At 61.7% G+C, this 21,168-nt stretch carries 24 protein-coding genes; 11 read left to right on the top strand and 13 right to left on the bottom strand.

The features are described 5' to 3' along the window. The first annotated feature begins 42 nt into the window (after nucleotides 1-42). Nucleotides 43-660 (top strand): TetR/AcrR family transcriptional regulator, encoded by a 618-nt coding sequence (locus MHI61_RS17325; protein ID WP_239789849.1) that lies wholly within the window; start codon nucleotides 43-45, stop codon nucleotides 658-660. Here the strand turns inward: MHI61_RS17325 and MHI61_RS17320 are convergent. Continuing rightward, nucleotides 622-1,896, bottom strand: coding sequence for an MFS transporter (locus MHI61_RS17320; RefSeq protein ID WP_239789848.1), 1,275 nt, complete (start codon nucleotides 1,894-1,896; stop codon nucleotides 622-624). The genes MHI61_RS17325 and MHI61_RS17320 overlap by 39 nt on opposite strands. 111 nt (nucleotides 1,897-2,007) lie before the next feature. Here MHI61_RS17320 and MHI61_RS17315 point away from each other — a divergent pair, with 111 nt between their 5' ends. Continuing rightward, nucleotides 2,008-2,349, top strand: a complete 342-nt coding sequence (locus MHI61_RS17315; RefSeq protein WP_097580118.1) for a nuclear transport factor 2 family protein — start codon at nucleotides 2,008-2,010, stop codon at nucleotides 2,347-2,349. A 15-nt stretch (nucleotides 2,350-2,364) separates the two neighbouring features. Here MHI61_RS17315 and MHI61_RS17310 read toward each other — a convergent pair whose 3' ends face one another. The 3 genes from MHI61_RS17310 to MHI61_RS17300 form a co-directional block, all read right to left on the bottom strand. Beyond that, the gene (locus MHI61_RS17310) at nucleotides 2,365-3,096 is read right to left on the bottom strand and encodes a sulfite exporter TauE/SafE family protein (RefSeq protein ID WP_239789847.1); all 732 of its coding nucleotides are present in this window, start codon (nucleotides 3,094-3,096) and stop codon (nucleotides 2,365-2,367) included. A 57-nt stretch (nucleotides 3,097-3,153) separates the two neighbouring features. Further along, on the bottom strand, nucleotides 3,154-3,807 hold the full coding sequence (locus MHI61_RS17305) for a class I SAM-dependent methyltransferase (RefSeq protein ID WP_097580120.1): 654 nt from the start codon (nucleotides 3,805-3,807) through the stop codon (nucleotides 3,154-3,156). A gap of 197 nt (nucleotides 3,808-4,004) precedes the next feature. Continuing rightward, nucleotides 4,005-4,331, bottom strand: a complete 327-nt coding sequence (locus MHI61_RS17300; RefSeq protein WP_239789846.1) for a hypothetical protein — start codon at nucleotides 4,329-4,331, stop codon at nucleotides 4,005-4,007. Between the two features lie 213 nt (nucleotides 4,332-4,544). On the opposite strand from MHI61_RS17300, the gene MHI61_RS17295 reads away from it, so the two are divergent. Both MHI61_RS17295 and MHI61_RS17290 read left to right on the top strand, forming a co-directional pair. Then, nucleotides 4,545-5,147, top strand: coding sequence for a superoxide dismutase (locus MHI61_RS17295; RefSeq protein ID WP_008528928.1), 603 nt, complete (start codon nucleotides 4,545-4,547; stop codon nucleotides 5,145-5,147). A 137-nt stretch (nucleotides 5,148-5,284) separates the two neighbouring features. Beyond that, a complete protein-coding gene (locus MHI61_RS17290; RefSeq protein WP_239789845.1) occupies nucleotides 5,285-6,151 on the top strand; it encodes a metallophosphoesterase in 867 nt (288 codons plus the stop codon). Nucleotides 6,152-6,528: 377 nt separating this feature from the next. Here the strand turns inward: MHI61_RS17290 and MHI61_RS17285 are convergent, their stop codons facing one another. Next, nucleotides 6,529-7,221 (bottom strand): YafY family protein, encoded by a 693-nt coding sequence (locus tag MHI61_RS17285; protein ID WP_239789844.1) that lies wholly within the window; start codon nucleotides 7,219-7,221, stop codon nucleotides 6,529-6,531. A gap of 130 nt (nucleotides 7,222-7,351) precedes the next feature. On the opposite strand from MHI61_RS17285, the gene MHI61_RS17280 reads away from it, so the two are divergent. Further along, nucleotides 7,352-7,987 (top strand): LysE family translocator, encoded by a 636-nt coding sequence (locus tag MHI61_RS17280; RefSeq protein WP_239789843.1) that lies wholly within the window; start codon nucleotides 7,352-7,354, stop codon nucleotides 7,985-7,987. Between the two features lie 92 nt (nucleotides 7,988-8,079). Here the strand turns inward: MHI61_RS17280 and MHI61_RS17275 are convergent, their stop codons facing one another. The 6 genes from MHI61_RS17275 to MHI61_RS17250 all read right to left on the bottom strand — a co-directional run bounded on the left by MHI61_RS17275 (nucleotide 8,080) and on the right by MHI61_RS17250 (nucleotide 14,145). Further along, nucleotides 8,080-8,364, bottom strand: coding sequence for a MurR/RpiR family transcriptional regulator (locus MHI61_RS17275; RefSeq protein WP_239792862.1), 285 nt, complete (start codon nucleotides 8,362-8,364; stop codon nucleotides 8,080-8,082). 103 nt (nucleotides 8,365-8,467) lie between these two features. Continuing rightward, entirely contained in the window at nucleotides 8,468-9,427 is a 960-nt protein-coding gene (locus MHI61_RS17270; protein WP_239789842.1) for a sugar phosphate isomerase/epimerase, read from the bottom strand. Beyond that, nucleotides 9,424-10,428 (bottom strand): Gfo/Idh/MocA family oxidoreductase, encoded by a 1,005-nt coding sequence (locus MHI61_RS17265; protein ID WP_239789841.1) that lies wholly within the window; start codon nucleotides 10,426-10,428, stop codon nucleotides 9,424-9,426. The genes MHI61_RS17270 and MHI61_RS17265 overlap by 4 nt, the downstream gene beginning before the upstream one ends. A gap of 17 nt (nucleotides 10,429-10,445) precedes the next feature. Further along, entirely contained in the window at nucleotides 10,446-11,459 is a 1,014-nt protein-coding gene (locus MHI61_RS17260) for a sugar ABC transporter substrate-binding protein (protein WP_239789840.1), read from the bottom strand. 101 nt (nucleotides 11,460-11,560) lie between these two features. Then, nucleotides 11,561-12,571: an ABC transporter permease gene (locus MHI61_RS17255; protein ID WP_239789839.1), complete on the bottom strand. Its 1,011-nt coding sequence runs from the start codon at nucleotides 12,569-12,571 to the stop codon at nucleotides 11,561-11,563. Continuing rightward, nucleotides 12,571-14,145 (bottom strand): sugar ABC transporter ATP-binding protein, encoded by a 1,575-nt coding sequence (locus MHI61_RS17250; RefSeq protein WP_239789838.1) that lies wholly within the window; start codon nucleotides 14,143-14,145, stop codon nucleotides 12,571-12,573. Before MHI61_RS17250 ends, MHI61_RS17255 begins: the two co-directional genes overlap by 1 nt. A 160-nt stretch (nucleotides 14,146-14,305) precedes the next feature. Here MHI61_RS17250 and MHI61_RS17245 point away from each other — a divergent pair, with 160 nt between their 5' ends. The 3 genes from MHI61_RS17245 to MHI61_RS17235 all read left to right on the top strand — a co-directional run bounded on the left by MHI61_RS17245 (nucleotide 14,306) and on the right by MHI61_RS17235 (nucleotide 17,082). Further along, nucleotides 14,306-15,340, top strand: a complete 1,035-nt coding sequence (locus tag MHI61_RS17245; RefSeq protein ID WP_097608502.1) for a LacI family DNA-binding transcriptional regulator — start codon at nucleotides 14,306-14,308, stop codon at nucleotides 15,338-15,340. A 274-nt stretch (nucleotides 15,341-15,614) separates the two neighbouring features. Then, nucleotides 15,615-16,055, top strand: a complete 441-nt coding sequence (locus MHI61_RS17240) for a cytochrome c (protein ID WP_239789836.1) — start codon at nucleotides 15,615-15,617, stop codon at nucleotides 16,053-16,055. 112 nt (nucleotides 16,056-16,167) lie between these two features. Next, nucleotides 16,168-17,082 (top strand): cytochrome c, encoded by a 915-nt coding sequence (locus tag MHI61_RS17235; protein WP_239789835.1) that lies wholly within the window; start codon nucleotides 16,168-16,170, stop codon nucleotides 17,080-17,082. 67 nt (nucleotides 17,083-17,149) lie between these two features. Here MHI61_RS17235 and MHI61_RS17230 read toward each other — a convergent pair whose 3' ends face one another. Both MHI61_RS17230 and MHI61_RS17225 read right to left on the bottom strand, forming a co-directional pair. Next, nucleotides 17,150-17,779 carry a glutathione S-transferase gene (locus tag MHI61_RS17230; RefSeq protein WP_239789834.1) on the bottom strand — a complete coding sequence of 210 codons (630 nt, stop codon included), beginning with the start codon at nucleotides 17,777-17,779 and terminating at the stop codon, nucleotides 17,150-17,152. Between the two features lie 171 nt (nucleotides 17,780-17,950). Beyond that, nucleotides 17,951-18,445 (bottom strand): GNAT family N-acetyltransferase, encoded by a 495-nt coding sequence (locus tag MHI61_RS17225; RefSeq protein ID WP_039618661.1) that lies wholly within the window; start codon nucleotides 18,443-18,445, stop codon nucleotides 17,951-17,953. 281 nt (nucleotides 18,446-18,726) lie between these two features. Between MHI61_RS17225 and dmeR the strand changes: the two genes are divergently transcribed. From dmeR to bla, 3 genes are all read left to right on the top strand, one after another. After that, entirely contained in the window at nucleotides 18,727-18,999 is a 273-nt protein-coding gene (gene dmeR, locus MHI61_RS17220) for a Ni(II)/Co(II)-sensing transcriptional repressor DmeR (RefSeq protein WP_239789833.1), read from the top strand. A gap of 23 nt (nucleotides 19,000-19,022) precedes the next feature. Next, the gene (gene dmeF / locus MHI61_RS17215; protein WP_239789832.1) at nucleotides 19,023-20,012 is read left to right on the top strand and encodes a CDF family Co(II)/Ni(II) efflux transporter DmeF; all 990 of its coding nucleotides are present in this window, start codon (nucleotides 19,023-19,025) and stop codon (nucleotides 20,010-20,012) included. A gap of 108 nt (nucleotides 20,013-20,120) precedes the next feature. Then, on the top strand, nucleotides 20,121-21,011 hold the full coding sequence (gene bla, locus MHI61_RS17210) for a class A beta-lactamase (protein WP_239789831.1): 891 nt from the start codon (nucleotides 20,121-20,123) through the stop codon (nucleotides 21,009-21,011). The last annotated feature ends 157 nt before the right edge of the window (nucleotides 21,012-21,168 follow it).

Genomic DNA, 21,168 nt, shown 5'->3' with positions numbered 1-21,168 from the left:
AAATAGCCTTCGTCAAGAATTTAATGCGAAGCGGTACAAAATATGAAAAATGAGAAGAAGCGCGGCCGCCCGAGGGCCTTCGACGCCAAGGCAACGCTCGCCAAGGCGCGGGACGTCTTCTGGGACAGAGGTTTTGCCGCCGCCTCGCTCGACAATCTCAGTGCGGCGACCAACCTCAACCGCCCGAGCCTCTACGGCGCCTTCGGCGACAAGGAGGATCTCTATCTCGATACGTTGGAGGGGTATCGGCAGGACGGCATGGATGCGCTGGCCCAGGCGCTCGACCCGTCGCTGCCGCTGCGCGACAACCTTGCCCGCGTCTATGAAGGCGCGCTGGCGGTCTATCTGCACGGGGAAACCGCCGCGCGCGGCTGTCTGCTGATCGGCACGGCAACCGTCGAGGCGGTCGAGCGCGAACGGGTCCGCGAGGTGCTCGGCCGCAGCCTCAGCGATTTCGACGGCGAGATCGAAAAGCGCATGCGCCTTGCCGTCGAACGCGGCGAGCTTCCCGAGAGCGCCGATCCGCAGATGCTGGCAAGGCTCGCCTCCGCCGTCATGCATTCGCTCGCCGTGCGCGCCCGCGCCGGCGACAGCCGCGAGACGCTGGAGGCAATCGCCCGCTCAGGCGTCGAGCTGATCTGCGGCAGCGCGCGCAGCTGATCCCGATCCGGCCTCGATCGTTCTAGGCCGCACCATCCAGGCATAGGCCGCACCGGCGACAAGCAGCACCGCGGTGCCGAGGAAGACCGCCCGCATGCCGATATGGCCGCCGACGAAGCCGCCAAGGACGGGGCCGGCCACCTGGCCGACATATTGCGAGGAGATCGAAAGTCCGAGAATGCTGCCGGCCGCGCTATCGGGCACGCTGTGGCGGATGACGGCAGCAATGCAGGGCAGCAGCCCGCCGAGGGCGGCGCCCATCAGGAAGCGCAGGACGATCAGCTGCCAGGAACTGGTGACGAAGGCCTGCGGGATCAGCAGCAGCCCGGCGACGGCGAGCGCGCCTGCAATGACCGGCCAGTGGCCGATCCTGTCGGCAAGCCTGCCGAGCCAGGAGGCCGAGAGAATGCTGCCGAGCGCCGCGGCCGACATCACGAGGCCTGAGATCATCGTCACCTGCGTTGCGACCGGCACGATCTGCGCGACATAGACGGTGATGATCGGTTCGATCGACATATTGGCGAACATCAACAGCAGGCCGGTCGCCAGCATGGCGACGACAGGCCGCTTGTCGCTGATGGCTTTCCAGCCGCCGCTCGCCCTGGCCGCCTGTTTGCGGGCCGGCGATTTTTCCTCCTTGATCAACAGGATGGTGGCGAGAAAGGCGAGGAAAATCATGGCCCCGGCGGCGAGAAACGTGCCGCGAATGCCGATGACAGGCGGCAGCGCCCCGCCGATGAGCGGTCCGACGAGATTGCCGGCCATGATGCCGGAGGAGAGCACGCCGAGCGCCCAGGCCGAGCGGTCCATCGGCGTCTGCGTCGCCACCAGCACCATCGAGCCGGAGGCATAGCCGCCGGCCAGGCCGACGAAGAGGCGCAGCGCCACCAGCTGCCAAACATTGCCGGCCATGCCCATCAGCGAGATCGCTACCGTCATGCCGAGGCTGGCGCGCACCAGCATCAGCTTGCGGCCATAAATGTCGCCGAGCCGACCCCAGAGCGGTGCGACGAGGGCGGCGGCCAGGAAGGTGGCGCCATAGGCGATACCCGACCACTGCACGATCGCCGCATTATCGCTGACACCGAGTTCCTCGACATAGAGCGGCAGGAAGGGCAGCAGCAGTGTCATCGCCACGATTGTCGTGAAGGAGCCGATCAGCGAGACCGCGAGATTGCGCTTCCAGTAGATTGAGCCTGCGCTGGCGCTCGCCGCGTCCAATTGCGTATGGGTCATTCCTTGCCTCGGCATCGATCCTGCCGGCGCAGTTGCGCCGCAATCTGGATCATCTCAGGTAAAAGTGCTAGACTGATTGCGCGGTGCAATCAGTAATCGGAGGATATTGCCGTGAGCGACATGCACACGAGGCAACAGACAGTTCGCGATCTCTACGCCGCCTATCTCGACGACCGCAAGGACAAAGTCGGCGCGATGCTGACGGAGGATTTCACCTTCTCCAGTCCGCGCGACGATCACATCGACCGGGCGACCTATTTCGAGCGTTGCTGGCCGAAGGAACCGTTCTTCCGCGATATCCACATCGAATTCCTGGCCATCGACGGCGACGAGGCAGTCGTTCGCTACCGCGCCGAAAAACTCGACGGCGGCAGCTTCGGCAATATGGAGAGCCTTCGCTTCCGCGGCGACAAGATCACCTCCGTAGAAGTCTATTTCGGGCGGAATCTCTGATCGCGGCTGAGGCGGTTACAGGAGCCGTATTGCCGAGGTCGTGATGATGATCATCGAGACCGCCACCATCAGCGCCCGCACCGGCAGCCGCTTGACCAGGATGGCACCGAACGGGGCGGCGACGACGCCGCCGATGATGAGGCCGATCGCCGAATTGAGCTCCGACCAGCCTAGCGTCAGGATGAAGGTCAGAGAAATCGTCAGCGTCACCGCGAACTCGGTGAAATTGGTCGAGCCGATCACCCGCTTGAGATCATGGCCGCGCCCGACGAGCGTGCTGGTGACGACCGGTCCCCATCCGCCGCCGCCGATCGCATCGAGGATGCCGCCGCAAAGCCCGACGGGCGGCACGGCCCAGTCGCGCACCTCGCGCCTGCCCGGCGGCCGAAAGGCTTTGTAGAGAATCAACAAGCCGATCGCGATCAGATAGGCCGACACGAAGGGCTCGATCACCCTGCCGTCGACATTGGCCAGCAGATAGGCGCCGATCGCGCCGCCGATCATGCCGGCCGGAGCCAGCCGCGCCACCAGCCGCCAGTCGATATTGCGGTGATAGGCATGCGACAGGCCGGATGCTGCCGTCGTGAACATTTCGGTCACATGCGTCATGGCGCTGGCATTGGCGGCCGGCACCCCGAAAGCCAGCAGACTCGTCGTCGACAGAACGCCGAAGGCCATGCCGAGCGCGCCGTCGACGATCTGGGCGCAGAAGCCGACGGCGATGAAGAAGAAGATATCCGATGTCATGCAGTCCCCTCTGACGAACGGTAGCATCAGAATCCACGATGCGGGAAATTTTTTTGCTCAGGCGGAAAGTCCGCGCTGCTTCAGCCGGACAATCTTGAAAAAACCGTTCGGAAAAACCGGCAGAATATCGGCGGCGGAAAAATCGCCGCGACGCTCGGCCCAGGCGACGATGCGGTGGATGCGGAAGGCGGAGGACCAGCCGATGTGACGCACCAGCGGCGCCACCGCCGCTTCGATTGCGCCCTGCAGGCCGGCGCCGTCGCCGAGCTTGCTCGCCAGGATGATCTCGCCGCCCGGCCGCAGCACCCGGGCGCATTCGTCCAGTGCCCGCTCGGGCTCGGGAATGAGCGTGATGACGAATGGCAGGCAGACCACGTCGAAAGACTGGTCGGCAAAGGCGAGCGCATGCGCATCCATCACCTCGAGCGTCTGGACATGCTGCAGCTTTTCGCGCCGCACCTTTTCGCGCGCCCGGGCGATCATATGTTCGGAAATGTCGATGCCGGTCACCCGGCAACGGCTGGGATAGTGCCCGAGCGTCAGGCCGGTGCCGACGCCGATTTCCAGAATATCGGTGCCGGCCGCAGCGGCAAGGGCGGCAAGCTTGCGGTGGCCGTCGCGCAGGATGCCGCGGTAGACGCGGTCATAGACCGGTGCCCAGCGCTGATAGATTTTCTGCTGATCTTCCGCCCGGTTGCGAAGTTCCGACATGCCTAAGCCTCCTGCGCACAACCCCAAGAATCGGAATCAATTTTTGAAAAGGATCATGCATTTATCACAAACATAGAGCGCCTCGGCGCCTCTCACAGACGCACGGCGCTCTAAAAACCCGGAACGTCAACTCCTAAGGGTGGGCTTGGGTTCCGCCCGGAATGTGACTGGAGTTCGCAAACCGTGACGGCGGCCGGCTATTTGGCCGGCGCCAGCCCAAGCTTCTTGGCATCCATCGCGCTGCCGATCTCGACCGACTTCTCCTGCTTGTCATAGACGCAGATCTGGGCGACGAGCCCCTTGGCGCCTTTCGGCTTTCCCGTCACCAAAGCGAGCCCGTAATGGGCGGTGCCGAAAGGATCGACACTGACGGCAGGCTTCTCCAGCGCGACCGCCGCCTTCCTGCATTTGGCCTCGACATCGGCCGCGAACTGCTGCCAAGCCTCGTCGGAGGAGGCATGGGCCGCGCCTGCGAGAAAAGCAAGCGCGGCTGCGGCCGGAAGCCGGATTATATTCCTGTTCATATCGGATCTCCCTTGTTGTGCATTGCGCTCGAAGCAGTTTTCCGGGCGGGCATGTCAGGCGATTTGAGCGCGCGATTCCAGCTCTGAAACTGAGGCAAATTTTCCTCCGGCCGGTCGTTTTTTGATATTTCGCCGGTTGCCTCTCCCCCGTTCCCCTCCTATGTTCCGCCTCACCTGCCGATGACGCAATCTATTGCCAAGAGGAGATCTGACATGGCTTTCGAATTGCCTGAACTTCCCTATGATTACGAAGCCCTTGCCCCCTTCATGTCGAAGGAAACGCTGGAGTTTCACCACGACAAGCACCATAAGGCCTATGTCGACAACGGCAACAAGCTCGCCGCCGAAGCCGGCCTTTCGGATCTGTCGCTCGAAGACGTCGTGAAGAAGTCCTTCGGCACCAATGCCGGCCTCTTCAACAACGCCGCGCAGCACTACAACCACATCCATTTCTGGAAGTGGATGAAGAAGGGCGGCGGCGGCAACAAGCTGCCGGGCAAGCTCGAAGCGGCTTTCACCTCCGATCTCGGCGGCTACGACAAGTTCAAGGCCGATTTCGCCAATGCCGGCGCCACCCAGTTCGGCTCCGGCTGGGCCTGGGTTTCCGTCAAGAACGGCAAGCTCGAAATCTCCAAGACCCCGAACGGCGAAAACCCGCTCGTCCACGGCGCCACCCCGATCCTCGGCGTCGACGTCTGGGAACACTCCTATTACATCGACTATCGCAACGCCCGCCCGAAATATCTCGAGGCCTTCGTCGATAGCCTGATCAACTGGGACTACGTCCTGGAGCGCTACGAAGAAGCCACGAAGTAAGCGGCGCCGGACTTGCCGCCTTCCGCGGCGATGTCTTGGCCTCTTTGATCTTGCACCCGGCGTTCTCCCGAACGCCGGGTGTTCGTTTTCGTATCCGTCGTCACATCCTTGTTACCGGTCGAACCTAATCACGCCCCATGTCCTCGTCCGCTCTTCCCTTGTTCCGCTTCGGCATCATCGCCGATCCGCAATATGCGGCCATCCCTCCGCATGCGGCCATGGACCGCTACTACGCCAACAGCCTCGCCAAGGTCACCGAGGCGATCGAGATCTTCAACGGCGAGGCTTTGAGCTTCGTGATGACGCTCGGCGATGTCATCGACCGCAGCTTTTCAAGCTTCGACGATATCCTGCCGGCCTATGAAAAGCTCAGGCACGAGGCGCTCTTCCTGCTCGGTAACCACGATTTCTCGGTCTCCGCGGGGCATCTCTCCGAAATCGCCACACGCCTCGGCATGCCGTCGCCCTATTACAGCTTCTCGCGTCATGGCTGGCGCTTCATCGTGCTCGACGGCAATGAGGTCAGCACCTTCGCGCCGCCCGAAGGCCATCCGCATCGCGCCCTGGCCGCGGAGATGTTGGCCAAGCTGCAGGAGAACGGCGCCAGGAATGCCCATCGCTGGAATGCCGCGCTGAGCGACGCGCAGTTCGCCTGGCTGGCCGATGAAATCGCCAAAGCGGGCGAGGCCGGCGAAAAGGTGATCGTCATGAATCACTATCCCGTGCATCCGCCCAGCGAGCACGGCATGTGGGACAGCGAGCGTATCGTCGCGCTGCTCGCCGCGCGGGCCAATGTCGTCGCCTATCTCAATGGTCACGACCACGTCGGCAATTACGGCAAGGCCGGCGCCTGCCACTTCGTCAATTTCAAGGGCGTGGTCGACACCGAAAGCGAAAACGCCTTCGCGATTGTCGAGGTCTATGCCGACCGGATTGAAATCCGCGGATTCGGTCGGGAAGAGAGTTGGACGCTGGTTCATCAGGCGGGGTGGGACTGCCGATAAAAGTTGGCCAACTCCTCCCTACGTCATGCTCTGCCTTTACCGGCTCTATAACAGAAATTGACCGAGATATTCGGGGTGCCTCTCCGAAGAAGCGCCCAACCCGCCAACGGTGAGTTTGGCGGGACGCAACCCCATCCTCCGTCATCCTCGGCCTCGAGCCGAGAATCCATGCCCGCTGCTGATGGAGGTCGGCGTGGATCCTCGGGTCAAGCCCGAGGAGGACGGAGGGTGGGGCAAATGTCGGCAGTCCCCTGGGTCTGGCGTGTCAGGAGCGTGGCGGTGAAGCCTGTGAAAGGCGCTCTCTGGTGTCGCATGACATTGACCTCCTGCTCGTGCCTCAAGCGCTGCCAGACCTGTTCGCACAAACGCTCTGCTCGTTACCCCGCCAGAGCCTTCTCCGCCCACCCACTCGTCCAAAGCTCCCGCAGCCTGTCACCGTCGCCCTTGAAGAAATCGTCACCCGCCGCGCAGCGCTCCACCCGGTCGCTGCGGAAATTGCGGATCGCCTGGCGCAACTCGCACCAGGCGACGATATTGGCGGTCTGCGAATAATAGATCAGCGCGATCGGCTGGATCGTCCGCTCGCTTCCGCGGCCGAGTTCGTCGCGGTAGGCGAGCATCAGCTTTCGTTCGTCGCGGATCGCCCGGCGCACGATCGCGAGGTCGAAGCCGGCCGGCTGCGCGGTCGAGCCCCAGGCATAAAGCGCCTTATTGTCCATTGCCTGGCGCAGCGGCGCCGGCACGGCCCCGGCGATCTTCTGGTTGACCCGGCGCGCCGCCTGCTTCAGCTCCTCGTCGGCCGTGCGTTCGAGGAGCGCCAGCGACAGCACGATCGCCTCCATTTCCTCGATCGAGAACATCAGCGGCGGCAGGTCGAAGCCGGGCCGCATGATATAGCCGATGCCGCGCCCGCCCTCGATCGGCACCCGCATCGCCTGGAGGGCGGCGATATCGCGATAGATCGAGCGCACCGTCACTTCGAGCGTCTCGGCCATGACAGCCGCCGTCATCGGTTTTCTGGCGAGCCGCAGGATCTGAATGATCTCGAAAAGCCGCGAGGCCTTGCGCATTTTGCCTCTCCCATCCCTTACGCTCCTGACAATACACTGTCAGTTGGGTTTGCGTATAGAGCCGCCTATCGGATTGAAATCAATCAGGGTCTTTCAAAAAGACCCATGCAGCGACAAGGCGGTAACTGACATGAACTACCATGAAAACCTATGGCTCTTCTTCACCCTTCTGTTCGGCATCATCATCGTGCCGGGCATGGACATGCTCTTCGTGCTCGCCAATGCGCTGACCGGCGGCATCAGGCGGGGACTGGCCGCGACCGGCGGCATCATGGCCGGCGGCGCCGTGCATTCGGCCTATGGCGCGGCCGGCGTCGGTCTGCTCGTCACCATGCTGCCGCAGCTGTTCAATGTGCTGCTCTTTGCCGGTGTTGCCTACATGATCTGGATCGGCATTTCGCTGATGCGCAGCTCGATCACCGTTGAGGCGGTCGGGCCGGCAAAGGCGGGCTCCGGCTGGCGCGCTTTCCGCCAGGGCGTCGTCACCTGTCTGGTCAATCCCAAGGCCTATATCTTCATGTTCGCCGTCTATCCGCAGTTCCTGAGGCCGGAATACGGCCCGGTCTGGATGCAGGGCCTGATCATGGGTGCCATGACGGTCGCCACCCAGTTCGCCATTTACGGCACGCTGGCGATGACCGCCGGCCGCAGCCGCGATCTTCTCGTGGCAAACCCCGATGCGACGGCCTTTGTCGGCCGCTGCGCCGGACTGCTCCTGGTCGCAGTGTCAGCGCTTAGCCTCTGGCAGGGTTGGAAAAGCGCCTGAGCCTCGAAGTCCTGCCACTTCAGCCCGATCGTCGAGCACCGTTGCTGCATCTGCCGATTGGGGCCGATGCGGCAGCGGAAGTCGCTGCATCTTCAGCGATGACTTGCGGCAGTGCTGCAGAGATGTTGTCTTATCATCGCGCGAAACTCACCGAATGTCTGGAACCCAATGTACCGGACAAGCCGATGGACCGTTGCTGGAGAAACGCGGCACCTGCGCGCAACCGCGGCAGCACTTTCAAAGGCCGTTATGTCAGGTCTTTCCAGGATCTCCCTTGCGACCCGTTCGAGACTGCCGGGAAATACCAGCTGCCGGCTGGCGATCAGGTTCTTCAGTTCTTGCAGTGTTGAGGGAGGAGAGTTCCGATCCTTTAGCATTGCACGCACTTTCAAAAGAGCCGCCTTCATGCAATCTCGGTCGGAGCCTGCACGGAGGCGGCGCCTCACATGAGATGCGCGAAACAGACGCGTTTCGCTCCGACTAGATCGCCTGCGGCTTGAAATCGCTGGCTGCGACCGGCATCACGCCCTGCAACAGAGCGACGGACTTCTCCAGCCCTTCGAGGCTGTTCAGAAGCACGTCCTCATGCTCTATCGAGAGCCAGCCGTCGTAACCGGCCATCTTCAGCCGGTAGCAGAACTGCCGCCACCATTCTTCGCCGTGGCCGAAGCCGAGCGTGATGTACGACCAACTGCGCGCCGGGATGTCCATCAGGCTGCCATTCTCCAGAAGGCTTGTGACGGCTTGCTTCGGTTCGTTGAGTAAGGTGTCCTTGGCATGCACATGGTAGACGGCCTCGCCGAGCGCTTCTGCGGCGACAAGAGGATCGGCACCCATCCAGAAGAGGTGCGACGGGTCCAGGTTGGCGCCGACGACCGGGCCAACGGCTTCGCGCAGCTTCAACAACGAGGGGACGTTATAGACGCACTGATTGCCATGCAGTTCCAGCGCGATGCGTTCCACACCGTGATCCCTGGCGAGCGCCACGATCTTGGTCCAGTACGGGAGGAGCTTCTCCTCCCACTGGTAGCGAAGGATCGCCTGCGTCTCCGGCGGCCACGAGGAAACCACCCAGTTCGGCATCGTATCGGTGGCATTCCCGGCTGGAAGTCCCGACATCGCACAGACCGTCTTGATTCCCAGTTCGCCGGCTGCGCGGATCGTATCCTCAAGGCCCTGTCCCTGGGCAAGATCGGTTGGATGCAGGGGATTTCCGTTGGCGTTCAGGCTTATCACTTCCAGTTCCCGGTCGGCGAAAGCTCCGAGGAATGATTTCTGCGCGCTCTTGTCCCGCAGGATCGTCGACAGATCGAAATGCGGCGCCGTCGACCAGCCGCAGGTATTGACCTCGACGCCGGAGACGCCCAATCTTTGAGCGTGGTCCAGCATCGCCTCGAAGGGCAGGCCGCCGAGGCTGTCTGATACGAATCCAAGCTTCATGCGTAAAACTCCGGTTTAGCAATCATTTCGACGGGGATCTTGCGGCCGTCGTTCAAGGCCCTGACGCCGGCTTCGGCGACCTTCGCGGCGCAGTATCCATCCCAACTGCTCGACGCGATGTGCGGGAAGATTCCGGTCTCGACGAACCGAACGAAAGCGCGGTTCTGGCGGCGATAGGCTTCGGCGTAGCGGCTGCGCCAATCCGCCTCGTAGCTTGTGCTCTGTCCGAGTTCCCGGTCGACGCGGGTGTAGTTGACAGCGTTCATGGCGATGGTCGCCTTCTCGCCCACCAGTTCGGCGCGGACGTCGTATCCGTAGGCTGCGTTATTGTTGATCTCGATATTGACGAGTTGATCATCCGCCGTTTCGAGCACCATATAGACCGGTGCGACCAGCGCATCGGAGCGCTTCGGCTGGAAGGCGGAGATCGAGACGTATTCGGTGTCGAGGACGTGTCGGACGACATCGAATTCGTGCGGGGCGGAATTGGTGATCGCCATCGCACCGGTGAAGTCCGACGCGGGCGTCGCGACATTGCGATGAAAGTTGTGCATCATCAGGGGGCGGCCAATTGCGCCATGCGCCAGAGCCCGCTTCATTTCGACATAGGATTGATCGAAGCGGCGCATGAAGCCGAGCATTATGAACTTCGATCCCGCGGCTTCTTCCGCCTGCATGATCTCCAGGCATTCGTTCGAGGACTGCGATAGCGGCTTCTCACAAAGAGCCCGTTTGCCGGCTCTTATGCAGGACAGCGACAGGGGGGCATGCGTGAAATCGGGGCTTGCGATGATCACTGCGTCCACGTCGGGACGAGTGGCGACCCGGTCGGGGTCGGAGTCGACATCGTGGGCGCTGTAGGCGTCCGCCACCTTGCGGGCGCGGTCCGCATCCATGTCGCAAACGACCTGGAGGCTCGCCCCTGGCAGATCTTCCGCGACGATTTTTGCATGATCGGCTCCCATCAGTCCTGCCCCGATGACGGCGATCCTTGTTGTCATTTCGATATTTCCTGTCGTTAGAGAATCAGCGATTTGCGGCAAGCATTGCGCCTCCTCGTGCGAAATGCGTGCCGGGAACCCCATCCCGGCACGCACCCTTGGGAGGGCTTACTTCTTTGCGTATTGATCAACGTTGTCTTTGGTGATCGAAGTGAACGGCACCAGCTTTTCGGCCGGAGCATCCTCCCCCTTTTCAGGCCTTCCACGACCTCGAAGGCGGCCTTCGCCTGGCCTGCGGCGTCCTGGAAGATGGTCTGCGACATGGTGCCCGCTTTGATCGCGTTCAGAGCATCGGCCGTGCCATCGACACCCGAAATCATCACGCCCCTGAGGCGGTCAGCGCCCTGAAGCGCTTCCAGCGCCCCGAGCGCCATCTGGTCGTTGGCTGCAACGATCGCATCGAACTTCGGAAAGCTCTGGATCCAGTCCTCCGTGACCTTCATGCCTTCCGCGCGGTCGTAATTGGCCGAGAGGCTGGCGAGAGTGGCTACGTCGGAACGGCCGAGCGCATCCTCAAAGCCCTTCTTGCGCTCCTGCGTGTGCGAGAGCCCCGGCGTGCCTTCGAGGTAGAGGATCTTGGCGTCCTTCGGCAGGTGCTCCTTCATGTACTCGCCCTGAAGACGGCCGGCGTCGATGTTCTTCGAGCCGACGAACGTGTACTTGCCGCCTGCCGATTGGATGCCGAGTGCGATGACCGGAATGCCGGCCTGGTTCGCCTTTTCGACGCCCGGTACGATGCCTTGGTAGTCGACCGGCACGACGACGATCGCGTTGACTTTCTGCGCGATGAAGTTGTCGATCTGATCGAGTTGCTTGCTGACGTCGTTGTTGGCGTCGGAGAAGTTCACTTCGACTGCAGGATCGGTTTTCGACGCTTCGATGAAGGCGTTTTTGCGCGCCATGACGAAGACGTCCGTATCCGCCATGTTGGCGTAGCCGACGACGAACTTGTCTGCGGCAAATGCGGCGCCGGTGGAGATCGCGGCAAAGGATATGGCGCACGCGATAGCGAGTTTGGAAATGCTTTTCATAGGGTCCTCCCATAGAGTTTCAGATCATTCCGAATGCGGGAAATCCCCGCCGACAAAGAGGTGGTTCCGCAGCAGGCACGGGCCCCGCCGAAGAACGTCGGTCATGCCTTCTTTTTGCTGCGGGCAGACTTGGTCCAGACATCGAGGATCACGGCGATCGCGATGATCAGACCCTTGATGATCTGCTGCCAGTACGAGCTGACATTCATGAGATTGAGCATGTTGTTGATGACGCCGATGATCATCGACCCGATGATCGTACCGGTGATGGTTCCGGTGCCGCCCATCAGGCTGGTGCCGCCGACGACCACCGCGGTGATCGCATCGAACTCGTAGCCGACGCCGCCGGCCGGCTGGCCGGAATTGATGCGAGACATGAGGACGATGCCTGCGACGGCGCACAGGATGCCGTTGAAGATGAAGGCCTTCACGACGATGCTGTCCGGATTGATGCCGGAAGCGCGAGCTGCACGCTCATTACCGCCGACCGCATAGACGTATCGGCCGAACTTGGTCTTGTTGAGAAGAATCCAGGAGACGACGACAACGACCGCGAGAACGATCACGGAAATTGGTACCGGGCCGAGTGAGCCCTGGCCGATCACCTTGAAGTCGCCCAGTCCTGTCACCGGCGAACCGCCCGTGTAAAGCAGCACGGTGCCGCGTGCCACCGTCGTCATGGCCAATGTCATGATGAATGATGGAATGCGGAAGAAAGTGACGACGAAGCCGTTGATGATGCCGGTGACGATCCCGACGGCCACTCCCGCTGCGACCGCCAGAATGACGCTTCCGGTCATGGCCATCACGCTGGCTGCCAAGACGCCGCAGAGCGCCAGGACCGATCCTAGCGAGACGTCGATGTGTCCCAGAATGATGATGAAGGTAACGCCGCACGCAAGAAGGCTCACCACGACGACCTGACGCAGGACGTTGGTGAGGTTGGCTTCTGTCAGAAATGTCGGGCTCAGGATCGAGGCAAGGACGCAGATACCGACGAAGATCAGGATTGTACCGTATTTGCGGTAGATCTGGGAAAAGCTCATGGTCCGAGAGCCTGAAATCACCTGGCCCTCTCGTTTCACGGCCGCGTCTGCGCGTTCAATACTCATCAGTGTCCTCCCGTGGCGAGGCGCATAATGTTTTCCTGCGTGGCCTCGGCTCTTGTTAGTTCGCCGGTGACCCGGCCTTCGCTCATCACCACCACGCGATCACTCATGCCGAGGATCTCGGGCAGTTCGGATGAGATCATGACGATCGCGAGCCCCTGACGAGCGAACTCGGTCATCAGTCTGTGAATTTCGGATTTCGACCCGACGTCGATGCCTCGTGTGGGTTCGTCGAGAATGAGCAGCTTCAGATCACCCAGCAGCCACTTGGCGAGAACGATTTTCTGTTGATTGCCGCCGCTGAGGTTCTCCACGATCATTGCCGTATCGGGCGTCTTGATCTGGAGCATCTTGATCATGCGCTGGGAAGCTGTCTCTTCCTGCCGCTCGCTGATGAAAAGGCCGGAAGCGAACTTCTTGAGGTTCGCGAGCGAAATGTTCTCGCCGACGGACCGGCAAAGCACCAGACCTTCCGCCTTGCGATCTTCCGAGACCATGGCGATGCCGTCGGCAATGGCGTCCTTCGGCGACGTGAGCTTTAGCGGTTTTCCGTTCAGGCGGATGACGCCCGCATCCGCCGCGTCCAGGCCGAAGATCACCCGGGCGACTTCCGTCCGCCCGGCGCCGATCAGGCCGGAAAGGCCAACGATCTCGCCGGCACGCACCTCGAAGCTGACATTTTCGAAAACGCCGTCACGCGAGAGGTTCTCGACGGAAAGGACGACATCGCCGATCGGCACTTCCTCTTTCGGAAAGATGCTGGAGATCGTGCGGCCGACCATCTGCGAAATCAGCTTTGCCGGCTCGTATTCGCTCGCTGGGGCGGCAGCGACGAACTGGCCGTCACGCATCACCGTGATGTCGTCGGCGATCTGGAAGATTTCGTCCATCTTGTGGGTGATATAGATGATCGCGACGCCTGCCGCTTTCAGGTCTGCGATCTGCCTGAAGAGCATCGCTACTTCAGTGTCGCTGATCGCCGACGTCGGTTCGTCCATGATCACCAGAGAGGCCTCGCGCGAAATCGCCTTGACGATCTCGATGAGTTGCATCGTCGCGATGGACAGGTCTCGCATCTTGGTTTGGGGGCTGTATTTCAGGCCCAGACGATCGAGCAGCGTCTGCGTATCTGAATTCATGCGGTCGAAATCGACGAACCGGGACAAAACGCCCGTCCTGCTATAAGTAGGTTCGCGGCCGAGAAAGATGTTTTCGGCGATGGTCATGTCGAGTACCGGGCTGAGCTCCTGGTGGATCATCGAGATCCCTCGCTCCAGCGCGGCTGCAGCGCTCTGATGGTCGAGCTTTTCGCCTCTGAAAAGGATCTCTCCGCCGTCGATCGCGTAGATGCCGCTTAGAATCTTCATGAGCGTCGACTTGCCCGCGCCATTCTCCCCGACGAGGACATGGACGGTGCCGGCACGAACCTTCAGGCTCATGCCATCGAGCGCGAGAACACCGGGGAAGGCCTTGGTGATTGAGCGCATTTCGAGAACGAAGCCGGTTCCGCTATCTATAGGCGTGCGATGGCCTTCGCCGCCCGAAAGCGGCGCCACCTTTTGCAAGGTCGCAGACATGAGAGTATTTCCTCCAGATGAGAGAGCTCTCCCAAGCTCTCCCGCCAAACTGGCTTTTGCTGGAAGATGAAATCGCGAAAATTTTGCAAAGTGTCAACGAACCGGTGGATTTTTCTCCCAAAAACTCTCATAGATAACATCAAGTTTTGAAAGGTTCGGTATGTCTCGCCCAACGATCCCTGACTTGGCAAAGGCCGCGAATGTGAGCATTTCAACGGTCGATCGCGTGCTGAACGGTCGCGATCCGGTGCGCCCGCAGACGGCGGAGCGGGTTCTGAACGCCGCCCGGCAGATCGGCTTTCACGGGGTGACGGCCATCGCTCGCCGACTCGAGCACGACAAGCCGGTGATCAAATTCGGATTTCTTCTCAAGCAGTCTCACCGCAAGCTTTATCAAATGTGGAGCGACATTCTCGTCGCGGCGACCGAAGCATTTCCCGATGCCCATGGAAGGGCCATCGTTAGATTCATGGACGATCTTGCGCCCGATAAGGCTGCCGAGGCGATCTACGCTCTCAGTCGCGAAGCCGACGTCATCGGAATGATCACCTCCGACCACCCGCAGGTGAACCACGCCGTCGATGGTCTTGCAGCAGAAAACATTCCTGTTGTGACCATGATTTCCGATATTTCCACTGCCTCCCGCGCAGCCTATGTCGGCAACGACTGCATCAAAAAGGGCCGCACGGCCGCGTGGTTCATCGCCGGGCTGAATGGCAATGGCGGCAAGGTTTCCGTTTTCGTCGGCAGTCACCGATATCTCGCCCAGGAGCTGAACGAAATGGGGTTTCGATCGTATTTCCGGGAGAGCGCGCCGGGCTTCCAGATGCTGGAGACTGTTGCCACCCTTGAAGAGCCCGAAATTGCCTATGAGGCGACGCGACGCCTTCTGCAGACCGAGCCGAATTGGGTCGGACTCTACGTTGCCGGTGGCGGCATCACCGGTGTGATGCGAGCCCTGCGGGAGGATGGTGGGCCGGCAGCCAAACGCCTGGTGGTCATTGCTCACGAGCTTACCAATGAAACAAGAGCCGGTCTTGCTGAGGGGCTGATCAGGGTCGTCCTGTCTCATCCGGCAAAGCTGCTGGGAGAGACCCTGGTGCGGGCAATGGCGGAAGCCCTCGATGCCGGCCGATCGCCAACCGTGTCGCAGCACATTGTCCCGTTTGAATTTTACACTGCAACGAATATTTGAAGCTTCTCTGCACGCGATTCAAAACGGCTCAGATACCGAGCGCAGGCGACCGGATTGTCGTATCAGCGCCGCCTGGGGAACGCGCTTCCTTGTTTTCGTTCGGTAGCGTTGGCGGCCTGTCTGGCACTGGCTCGTTCTGGATTGGTCGCGGTTTATCACATTGTTTTTATGTCCCTCCGGCAAAACGTGACTGCCTTGCGCCATGGATTTTGTCATGCTGCCGGTGCAGATTGGCCACCGGCCGCCTTGGCCGAGGAAGAATGGAGAGGATAATATGAATTGGAAAGCAGTAGCTGCGGCCGCGGCGATGGCCGGCATGGCCTTCGGCTCGGTGACCGCCGCCGAAGGCACCCATGATTCGCGCGTTGCGCTGATGAAGAAGATCGGGGGTTCGGCGGGCGCTCTGGCCGGCATCGCCAAGGGCGAGAAGCCCTATGACGCCGAGACGGTAAAGACGGCGCTTGCGACGATTGCCACAACCTCCAAGGTTTTCCCCGATCAGTTCAAGCCGGGCACGGAGACGGGCGACGAAGCGGTGAGCCCGAAGGTCTGGGAAAACATGGACGACTTCAAGGCGCGCGCCGCAAAGCTTTCCGCCGATGCAGAAACCGCTCTGGCTCAGCTTCCGGCCGATGCCGCTGCCGTCGGCGCCACGATGAACACCCTCGGCGCCAATTGCGCCGGCTGTCACAAGGCCTATCGTCTTAGCAAGTGAGCGATAGGCCGTTTTGATCCGGATCTTTATGTGCGATCCGCGCCGGCCTTGCCGCCGACGCGGGTCGTCTTGATATCCGCCCGGGAAATCTCGGCGAAAGGGGAGGCGGGGCATGGTCCGCAGGTTCATCCGGTTACTGCTCTGTCTGATCGGCGTCGCCGTGCTCGGCGGTGCCGCCTTCTATCTTGTCACCGCGCCCGATCCGCTGCCGGAGAGCCACTGGGCCGGTCTCGGCGCGCCGGACCCGGCAAACGGTGAGATGGTCTTCTGGGCAGGTGGCTGCGTCAGCTGCCATTCAGCACCCGGTTCCGAAGGCGATGCGAAACTGACGCTTTCAGGCGGCCTGGCGCTGAAGAGCCCTTTCGGCACCTTCCACGTGCCGAATATCTCACCCGATGAAAAGGCCGGCATCGGCGGCTGGACGCTCGCCCAGTTCGGCAATGCGATGAAGCGCGGCGTCGGGCCGAACGGGCAGCATCTCTATCCATCCTTTCCCTATGGCTCCTATTCCAGGATGAGCGACAAGGACGTCAATGACCTCTTCGCCTTCCTGAAGACGCTGCCGAAGAGCGCCAACGCCACGCCCCCGCATGAGCTGCCGTTTCCCTACAATATCCGGCTGGCGCTCGGCGGCTGGAAATTCCTTTATTTCAACGATCAGCCGCGCGTCGCACTCGCCAAGAACGACGACAAGGTGAAGCGCGGGCAATATCTCGTCGAGGGCCCCGGTCATTGCGGCGAATGCCATACGCCGCGCGATGCGCTCGGCGGCTTCCAGGCCGACCAGTGGCTCGCCGGCGCACCCAATCCGGAAGGCAAGGGCCGCATACCCGATATCACCCCGGCGTCGAAAAGCATCGGCGGCTGGAGCGAGGCCGATATCGCCAGCTATCTCGAAACCGGCTTCACCCCCGATTTCGATAGTGTCGGCGGCTCGATGGTCGATGTGCAGCAGAATATCGCCCGTCTGCCGGCGGCCGACCGCGAGGCGATCGCCGCCTATCTGAAGGCTGTGCCGGGGCGCTGAAGCATGTCGCGCAAAGTGTGCAGCGTTTTTTGCGGCCGCTGCATTACGAAGTCGATCTCGATCCTGTTTATAGGGAAGTGGGACCAGGCATGAGATCATAGGGGTGGCGCCAGCCCGGCATGTTGCTGATGCGATCTTTCCAGGCCGAAATAGCCGGAAAGGCGCTGTGATCGATTCCGGTATCCTCCGGCATGAAGACGTAGCCCGCCAAAGAGAGATCTGCGATCGTCAGTCGGTCGCCAACCATGAAGGCTCGGTGGGCTAGGTGTTCGTCAACAATCGCATAGGCAGCCTTGGCCCTCATCCTTAAAAACTCGACGACTGGTGTCTCGCCGCTCTTCTGGAGGCCATACATGAACCGCAGCGTCGCGTAATAGCTAGTGAATTTATGATTGTCGAAGAGGATCCAGCGCATGATATCGCGTCGTTCTTCGGCCGTCTGCGCTCCGAAATGGCCTGTCACCTCTGCCAAGTAGTCCAGGATAATCCCCGATTGGCTGATCTTCGTTTGGCCATGTTCGAGCACAGGCGCTTCGCCTTGTTCGTTGATCGTTTTTCGCCACTCTTCGGTTCGCGTTTCGCCGCCCAGATAGTCAACGAAAATGCTTTCCCATTCGATGCCCGCAAGCGCAAAGAAGAGTGCGACCTTGTAACAGTTCCCGGAGAGAGCGAAGCAATGAAGTTTGAAATCAGGCATGAAAGCTCCTTAGGCGATTCGAAAAAATCTCAGCATTATTGAAGCAGGCCCCCGGGCGACTCGATCCAAACCCCAGCCGGCGTCTGAATAGATGTGCGGCGCTTCAGCGGCAAGCATAACCCAGAGCTCCCGCCCATCGAGCCAGGAATCTAGACCTTCGATCTGGCCACCCTAAGCGATCGACTGCATGTAGCGCATGCCGGTGACCGGCCGCGGGGTGAAATCCAGCTGTTCGTAGAAGCGGTGCGCCAGCACGTTGCCGGTCGCCGCACTGACGGAGAGATAGCCGCAGCCGGCATTGCGCGCTGTCTCGCGGGCCCGGTCGACGAGCAGCTGGCCGGTGCCGTGGCCGCGATGGCCGTCGCGCACGAAAAGATGGTGCAGGTCCATGCCGCGTTTTCCCTCCTGCGCCCTGTAGAGCGGCACGAGGATGGCGTAACCGATCAGCCCTTCGCCGGTCTCGGCAACGAGAGCATGGATCCAGGGCAGGGGGCCGAACAGATCGCGCTCCAGCTGCTCTGGCGTCGTTGCCGCCGCGTCGCCGTGATGGGCGGCAAGCAGGGCGATCATTTCGTTCAGCTCGGGCAGGTCGCGCGGCTTGGCGGTGCGGATCGTCACCACCGACGGGCGCATCAGTGAAATTTCGCTGTCTTCGATTTCGGTCATGGTCTTCGCGTCCTTTGATAATCTGCCGTCAGGACGCTGCCGATACAACAAAGCCGCCTGACGGCGGCTTGTTGACAATATGATCTGTCCGGCCGCCCTTTACAGGTACAGCCAAAAATACGAGCGGCTCTGGTGCGCGTTTTTGATCATGGAGCATCCATCGCCGCAAACGCGGCATTTGTCAATGGCGCTGCAGCATGACGCTCCCACGCGGCATGGGCATTGATATCGGCCGGCATATGCTGATAGTATACCCCCCTATATTAATTTGTGAGTCCGTCATGTCCCACACCTCCCTGCAGAAAAAGAAGCTCGTCGCCCGCATCAACCGTCTGAAGGGACAGATGGAAGCAGTCGAGCGGGCGCTCGAGGCCGAACGCCCCTGCGGCGAAATCCTGCAGCTGCTCGCGTCGATCCGCGGCGCCCTGACCGGACTGACCGGCGAGGTGCTGGACGATCACCTGCGCGAGCATGTGCTGAATGCCGCCGATGACGCGGCAAGGGCCGAGGCGGTCGAGGAAATATCGGAAGTGCTGAGAACGTATCTCCGCTGAGTGCTTGTAGAAAGGAGTTTGGAATGACTGCCGGGATTGGGAAAGCCCAAATGAACAGCCTCGAACATGATCATGTTTTCCTCGGCGCCGATCATGCGGTGAACGAGCGGCGCGTCTGGCTGGTGATCGCGCTGACGGCGGTGATGATGGTGGCGGAGATAACGGCCGGCACCGCCTATGGCTCCATGGCGCTGGTCGCCGATGGCTGGCACATGTCGACCCATGCCAGCGCTCTTCTGATCTCGGCGCTCGCCTATCTCTTCGCCCGCCGGCAGGCACGCAATCCGCGCTTCACCTTCGGCACCGGCAAGCTCGGCGATCTCGCCGGCTTTGCCAGCGCCATCATTCTTGCGCTGATCGCCATGCTGATGGCCTGGGAAAGCTGGCTGCGCCTTGCAAATCCGGTGCCGATCGGCTTTGCCCAGGCGATCGCCGTGGCGGTGGTCGGTCTTGCCGTCAACCTCGCCAGTGCCTGGCTGCTTGCCGGAGGCGGCCACCATGCACACGGCCATCGTCACCATCACCATCGCCATCATGATGATGGCGATCATACCCACGATCATCACGCCCACGATCATCACGCAAAGCACGGCGACAACAATATCCGCGCCGCCTATCTGCATGTCGTCGCCGACGCGCTGACCTCCGTGCTTGCCATCGCGGCGCTGACGCTCGGCAGCCTCTATGGCTGGCTCTGGCTCGATCCGATCATGGGCATTGTCGGCGGCCTGGTCATCGCCAACTGGTCCTGGAGCCTGATGAAATCCTCGGGCGGCGTCCTTCTCGACGTCGTCCCGCAGGGCGAGACGCTGCCGGTTGACATTCGCGAGGCGATCGAGACGGAGGAAGACCGGATCACCGATCTGCATGTCTGGCAGGTCGGCCCCGGCCATCACGCCGCCATCGTCGCCGTCCTCACCTCCGAGCCGCGCGATCCGGCCTTCTACAAGGCCCGGCTTTCGGCGCTCTCGGAATTGTCGCATGTGACGGTCGAGGTGACGCGCGCCGCATGATTCCGGTGCGGGCAACTTCGGCGCCGCGGGACGACTTCGTCGCCGCGATGACGAGATGCCGCCGCAATCGCGCCTTAGCTCTGTCCTCCTCACCGCCGGAGGATTTTCATGGATCTCAGTCTTACCCGCCGCATGCTGATAGGCTCGGCTTTGTGCCTGCCTGCGCTCACGCTTCCCGTCAGCGCCGAGGAAAAGAGCGAAGAGGGCGACGACAATGTCGAGCGCCGCCTGGCCGAGCTGGAAAAACGCACCGGCGGGCGCCTCGGCGTCTCGGTGCTCGACACCCAGACCAGCATCTCCTTCGGCTATCGCGGCAGCGAAGCCTTTCCGATGTGCAGCACCTTCAAGGCGCTGGCCGCCGGCTTCGTGCTGGCCCGCGTCGACAAGGGCGACGAGAGCCTCGACCGGCGGGTGACCTACGGCAAGGACAAGCTTGTCGACTATTCGCCGATCAGCGAAAAACACGCAGGCGCCGACGGCATGACGATCGCCGAACTCTGCGATGCGGCGGTGACGCTCAGCGACAATACCGCCGGCAACCTGCTGCTCGAAAGCTTCGGCGGGCCTGCGGGGCTGACCGATTGGCTGCGCTCGATCGGCGACGGCACGACGCGTCTCGACCGCACCGAACCGACGCTGAACGAGGGCCGGAAGGGCGATCCGCGCGACACGACGACACCGGCTGCGATGCTCGATACGCTCGGCAATCTGACCCTCGGATCGGTGCTGACGGAAGCTTCCTGCAACAGGCTGATCGCCTGGCTGGTCGCAAGCACGACCGGCAAGGAGCGGCTGAGGGCCGGCCTGCCGGCCGATTGGAAGGTCGGCGACAAGACCGGCACCGGCCCGAACGGTTCGCTCGGCGACATCGCCGTCATCTGGCCCCCCGACCGCGGCCCGATCGTCGCCGCCGTCTATATCGCCGAGGCGACCGTGCCGGTGAAGGACCTCAATCCGGTCTTTGCCGAGGTTGGGCGGATGATTGTCGAGATGGTTTGAACCAGGAAAGATGCGACGGCTGTCCGTTGTGCGGGTGAAAACCCCGCCCCAACCCCTCCCCACAAGAGGGAGGGGCTAACCTGCGGCATGCTCCCTCCACCAAAGATGCGCTGCCACATGCGGTGTCGTCAGAAATGAAATGGGACGGGCGCGGCAC

Source organism: Rhizobium sp. K102 (genome assembly GCF_022385315.1).
Classification (GTDB): Bacteria; Pseudomonadota; Alphaproteobacteria; order Rhizobiales; family Rhizobiaceae; genus Rhizobium; species Rhizobium croatiense.
This window is presented reverse-complemented; position numbering and strand designations above follow the sequence as displayed.

What these genes read in the sequence shown, in the direction of transcription:
- dmeF (WP_239789832.1), top strand. Translation starts at nt 19,023, where the DNA reads ATGACTGCCGGGATTGGGAAAGCCCAAATGAACAGCCTCGAACATGAT.
- MHI61_RS17235 (WP_239789835.1), top strand. Translation starts at nt 16,168, where the DNA reads ATGGTCCGCAGGTTCATCCGGTTACTGCTCTGTCTGATCGGCGTCGCC.
- MHI61_RS17255 (WP_239789839.1), bottom strand. Translation starts at nt 12,571, where the DNA reads ATGAGTATTGAACGCGCAGACGCGGCCGTGAAACGAGAGGGCCAGGTG.
- MHI61_RS17245 (WP_097608502.1), top strand. Translation starts at nt 14,306, where the DNA reads ATGTCTCGCCCAACGATCCCTGACTTGGCAAAGGCCGCGAATGTGAGC.
- bla (WP_239789831.1), top strand. Translation starts at nt 20,121, where the DNA reads ATGGATCTCAGTCTTACCCGCCGCATGCTGATAGGCTCGGCTTTGTGC.
- MHI61_RS17275 (WP_239792862.1), bottom strand. Translation starts at nt 8,364, where the DNA reads ATGCTAAAGGATCGGAACTCTCCTCCCTCAACACTGCAAGAACTGAAG.
- MHI61_RS17320 (WP_239789848.1), bottom strand. Translation starts at nt 1,896, where the DNA reads ATGACCCATACGCAATTGGACGCGGCGAGCGCCAGCGCAGGCTCAATC.
- MHI61_RS17260 (WP_239789840.1), bottom strand. Translation starts at nt 11,459, where the DNA reads ATGAAAAGCATTTCCAAACTCGCTATCGCGTGCGCCATATCCTTTGCC.
- MHI61_RS17305 (WP_097580120.1), bottom strand. Translation starts at nt 3,807, where the DNA reads ATGTCGGAACTTCGCAACCGGGCGGAAGATCAGCAGAAAATCTATCAG.
- MHI61_RS17310 (WP_239789847.1), bottom strand. Translation starts at nt 3,096, where the DNA reads ATGACATCGGATATCTTCTTCTTCATCGCCGTCGGCTTCTGCGCCCAG.
- MHI61_RS17290 (WP_239789845.1), top strand. Translation starts at nt 5,285, where the DNA reads ATGTCCTCGTCCGCTCTTCCCTTGTTCCGCTTCGGCATCATCGCCGAT.
- MHI61_RS17300 (WP_239789846.1), bottom strand. Translation starts at nt 4,331, where the DNA reads ATGAACAGGAATATAATCCGGCTTCCGGCCGCAGCCGCGCTTGCTTTT.
- MHI61_RS17225 (WP_039618661.1), bottom strand. Translation starts at nt 18,445, where the DNA reads ATGACCGAAATCGAAGACAGCGAAATTTCACTGATGCGCCCGTCGGTG.
- MHI61_RS17280 (WP_239789843.1), top strand. Translation starts at nt 7,352, where the DNA reads ATGAACTACCATGAAAACCTATGGCTCTTCTTCACCCTTCTGTTCGGC.
- MHI61_RS17285 (WP_239789844.1), bottom strand. Translation starts at nt 7,221, where the DNA reads ATGCGCAAGGCCTCGCGGCTTTTCGAGATCATTCAGATCCTGCGGCTC.
- MHI61_RS17270 (WP_239789842.1), bottom strand. Translation starts at nt 9,427, where the DNA reads ATGAAGCTTGGATTCGTATCAGACAGCCTCGGCGGCCTGCCCTTCGAG.
- MHI61_RS17265 (WP_239789841.1), bottom strand. Translation starts at nt 10,428, where the DNA reads ATGACAACAAGGATCGCCGTCATCGGGGCAGGACTGATGGGAGCCGAT.
- MHI61_RS17295 (WP_008528928.1), top strand. Translation starts at nt 4,545, where the DNA reads ATGGCTTTCGAATTGCCTGAACTTCCCTATGATTACGAAGCCCTTGCC.
- MHI61_RS17250 (WP_239789838.1), bottom strand. Translation starts at nt 14,145, where the DNA reads ATGTCTGCGACCTTGCAAAAGGTGGCGCCGCTTTCGGGCGGCGAAGGC.
- MHI61_RS17230 (WP_239789834.1), bottom strand. Translation starts at nt 17,779, where the DNA reads ATGCCTGATTTCAAACTTCATTGCTTCGCTCTCTCCGGGAACTGTTAC.
- dmeR (WP_239789833.1), top strand. Translation starts at nt 18,727, where the DNA reads ATGTCCCACACCTCCCTGCAGAAAAAGAAGCTCGTCGCCCGCATCAAC.
- MHI61_RS17325 (WP_239789849.1), top strand. Translation starts at nt 43, where the DNA reads ATGAAAAATGAGAAGAAGCGCGGCCGCCCGAGGGCCTTCGACGCCAAG.
- MHI61_RS17240 (WP_239789836.1), top strand. Translation starts at nt 15,615, where the DNA reads ATGAATTGGAAAGCAGTAGCTGCGGCCGCGGCGATGGCCGGCATGGCC.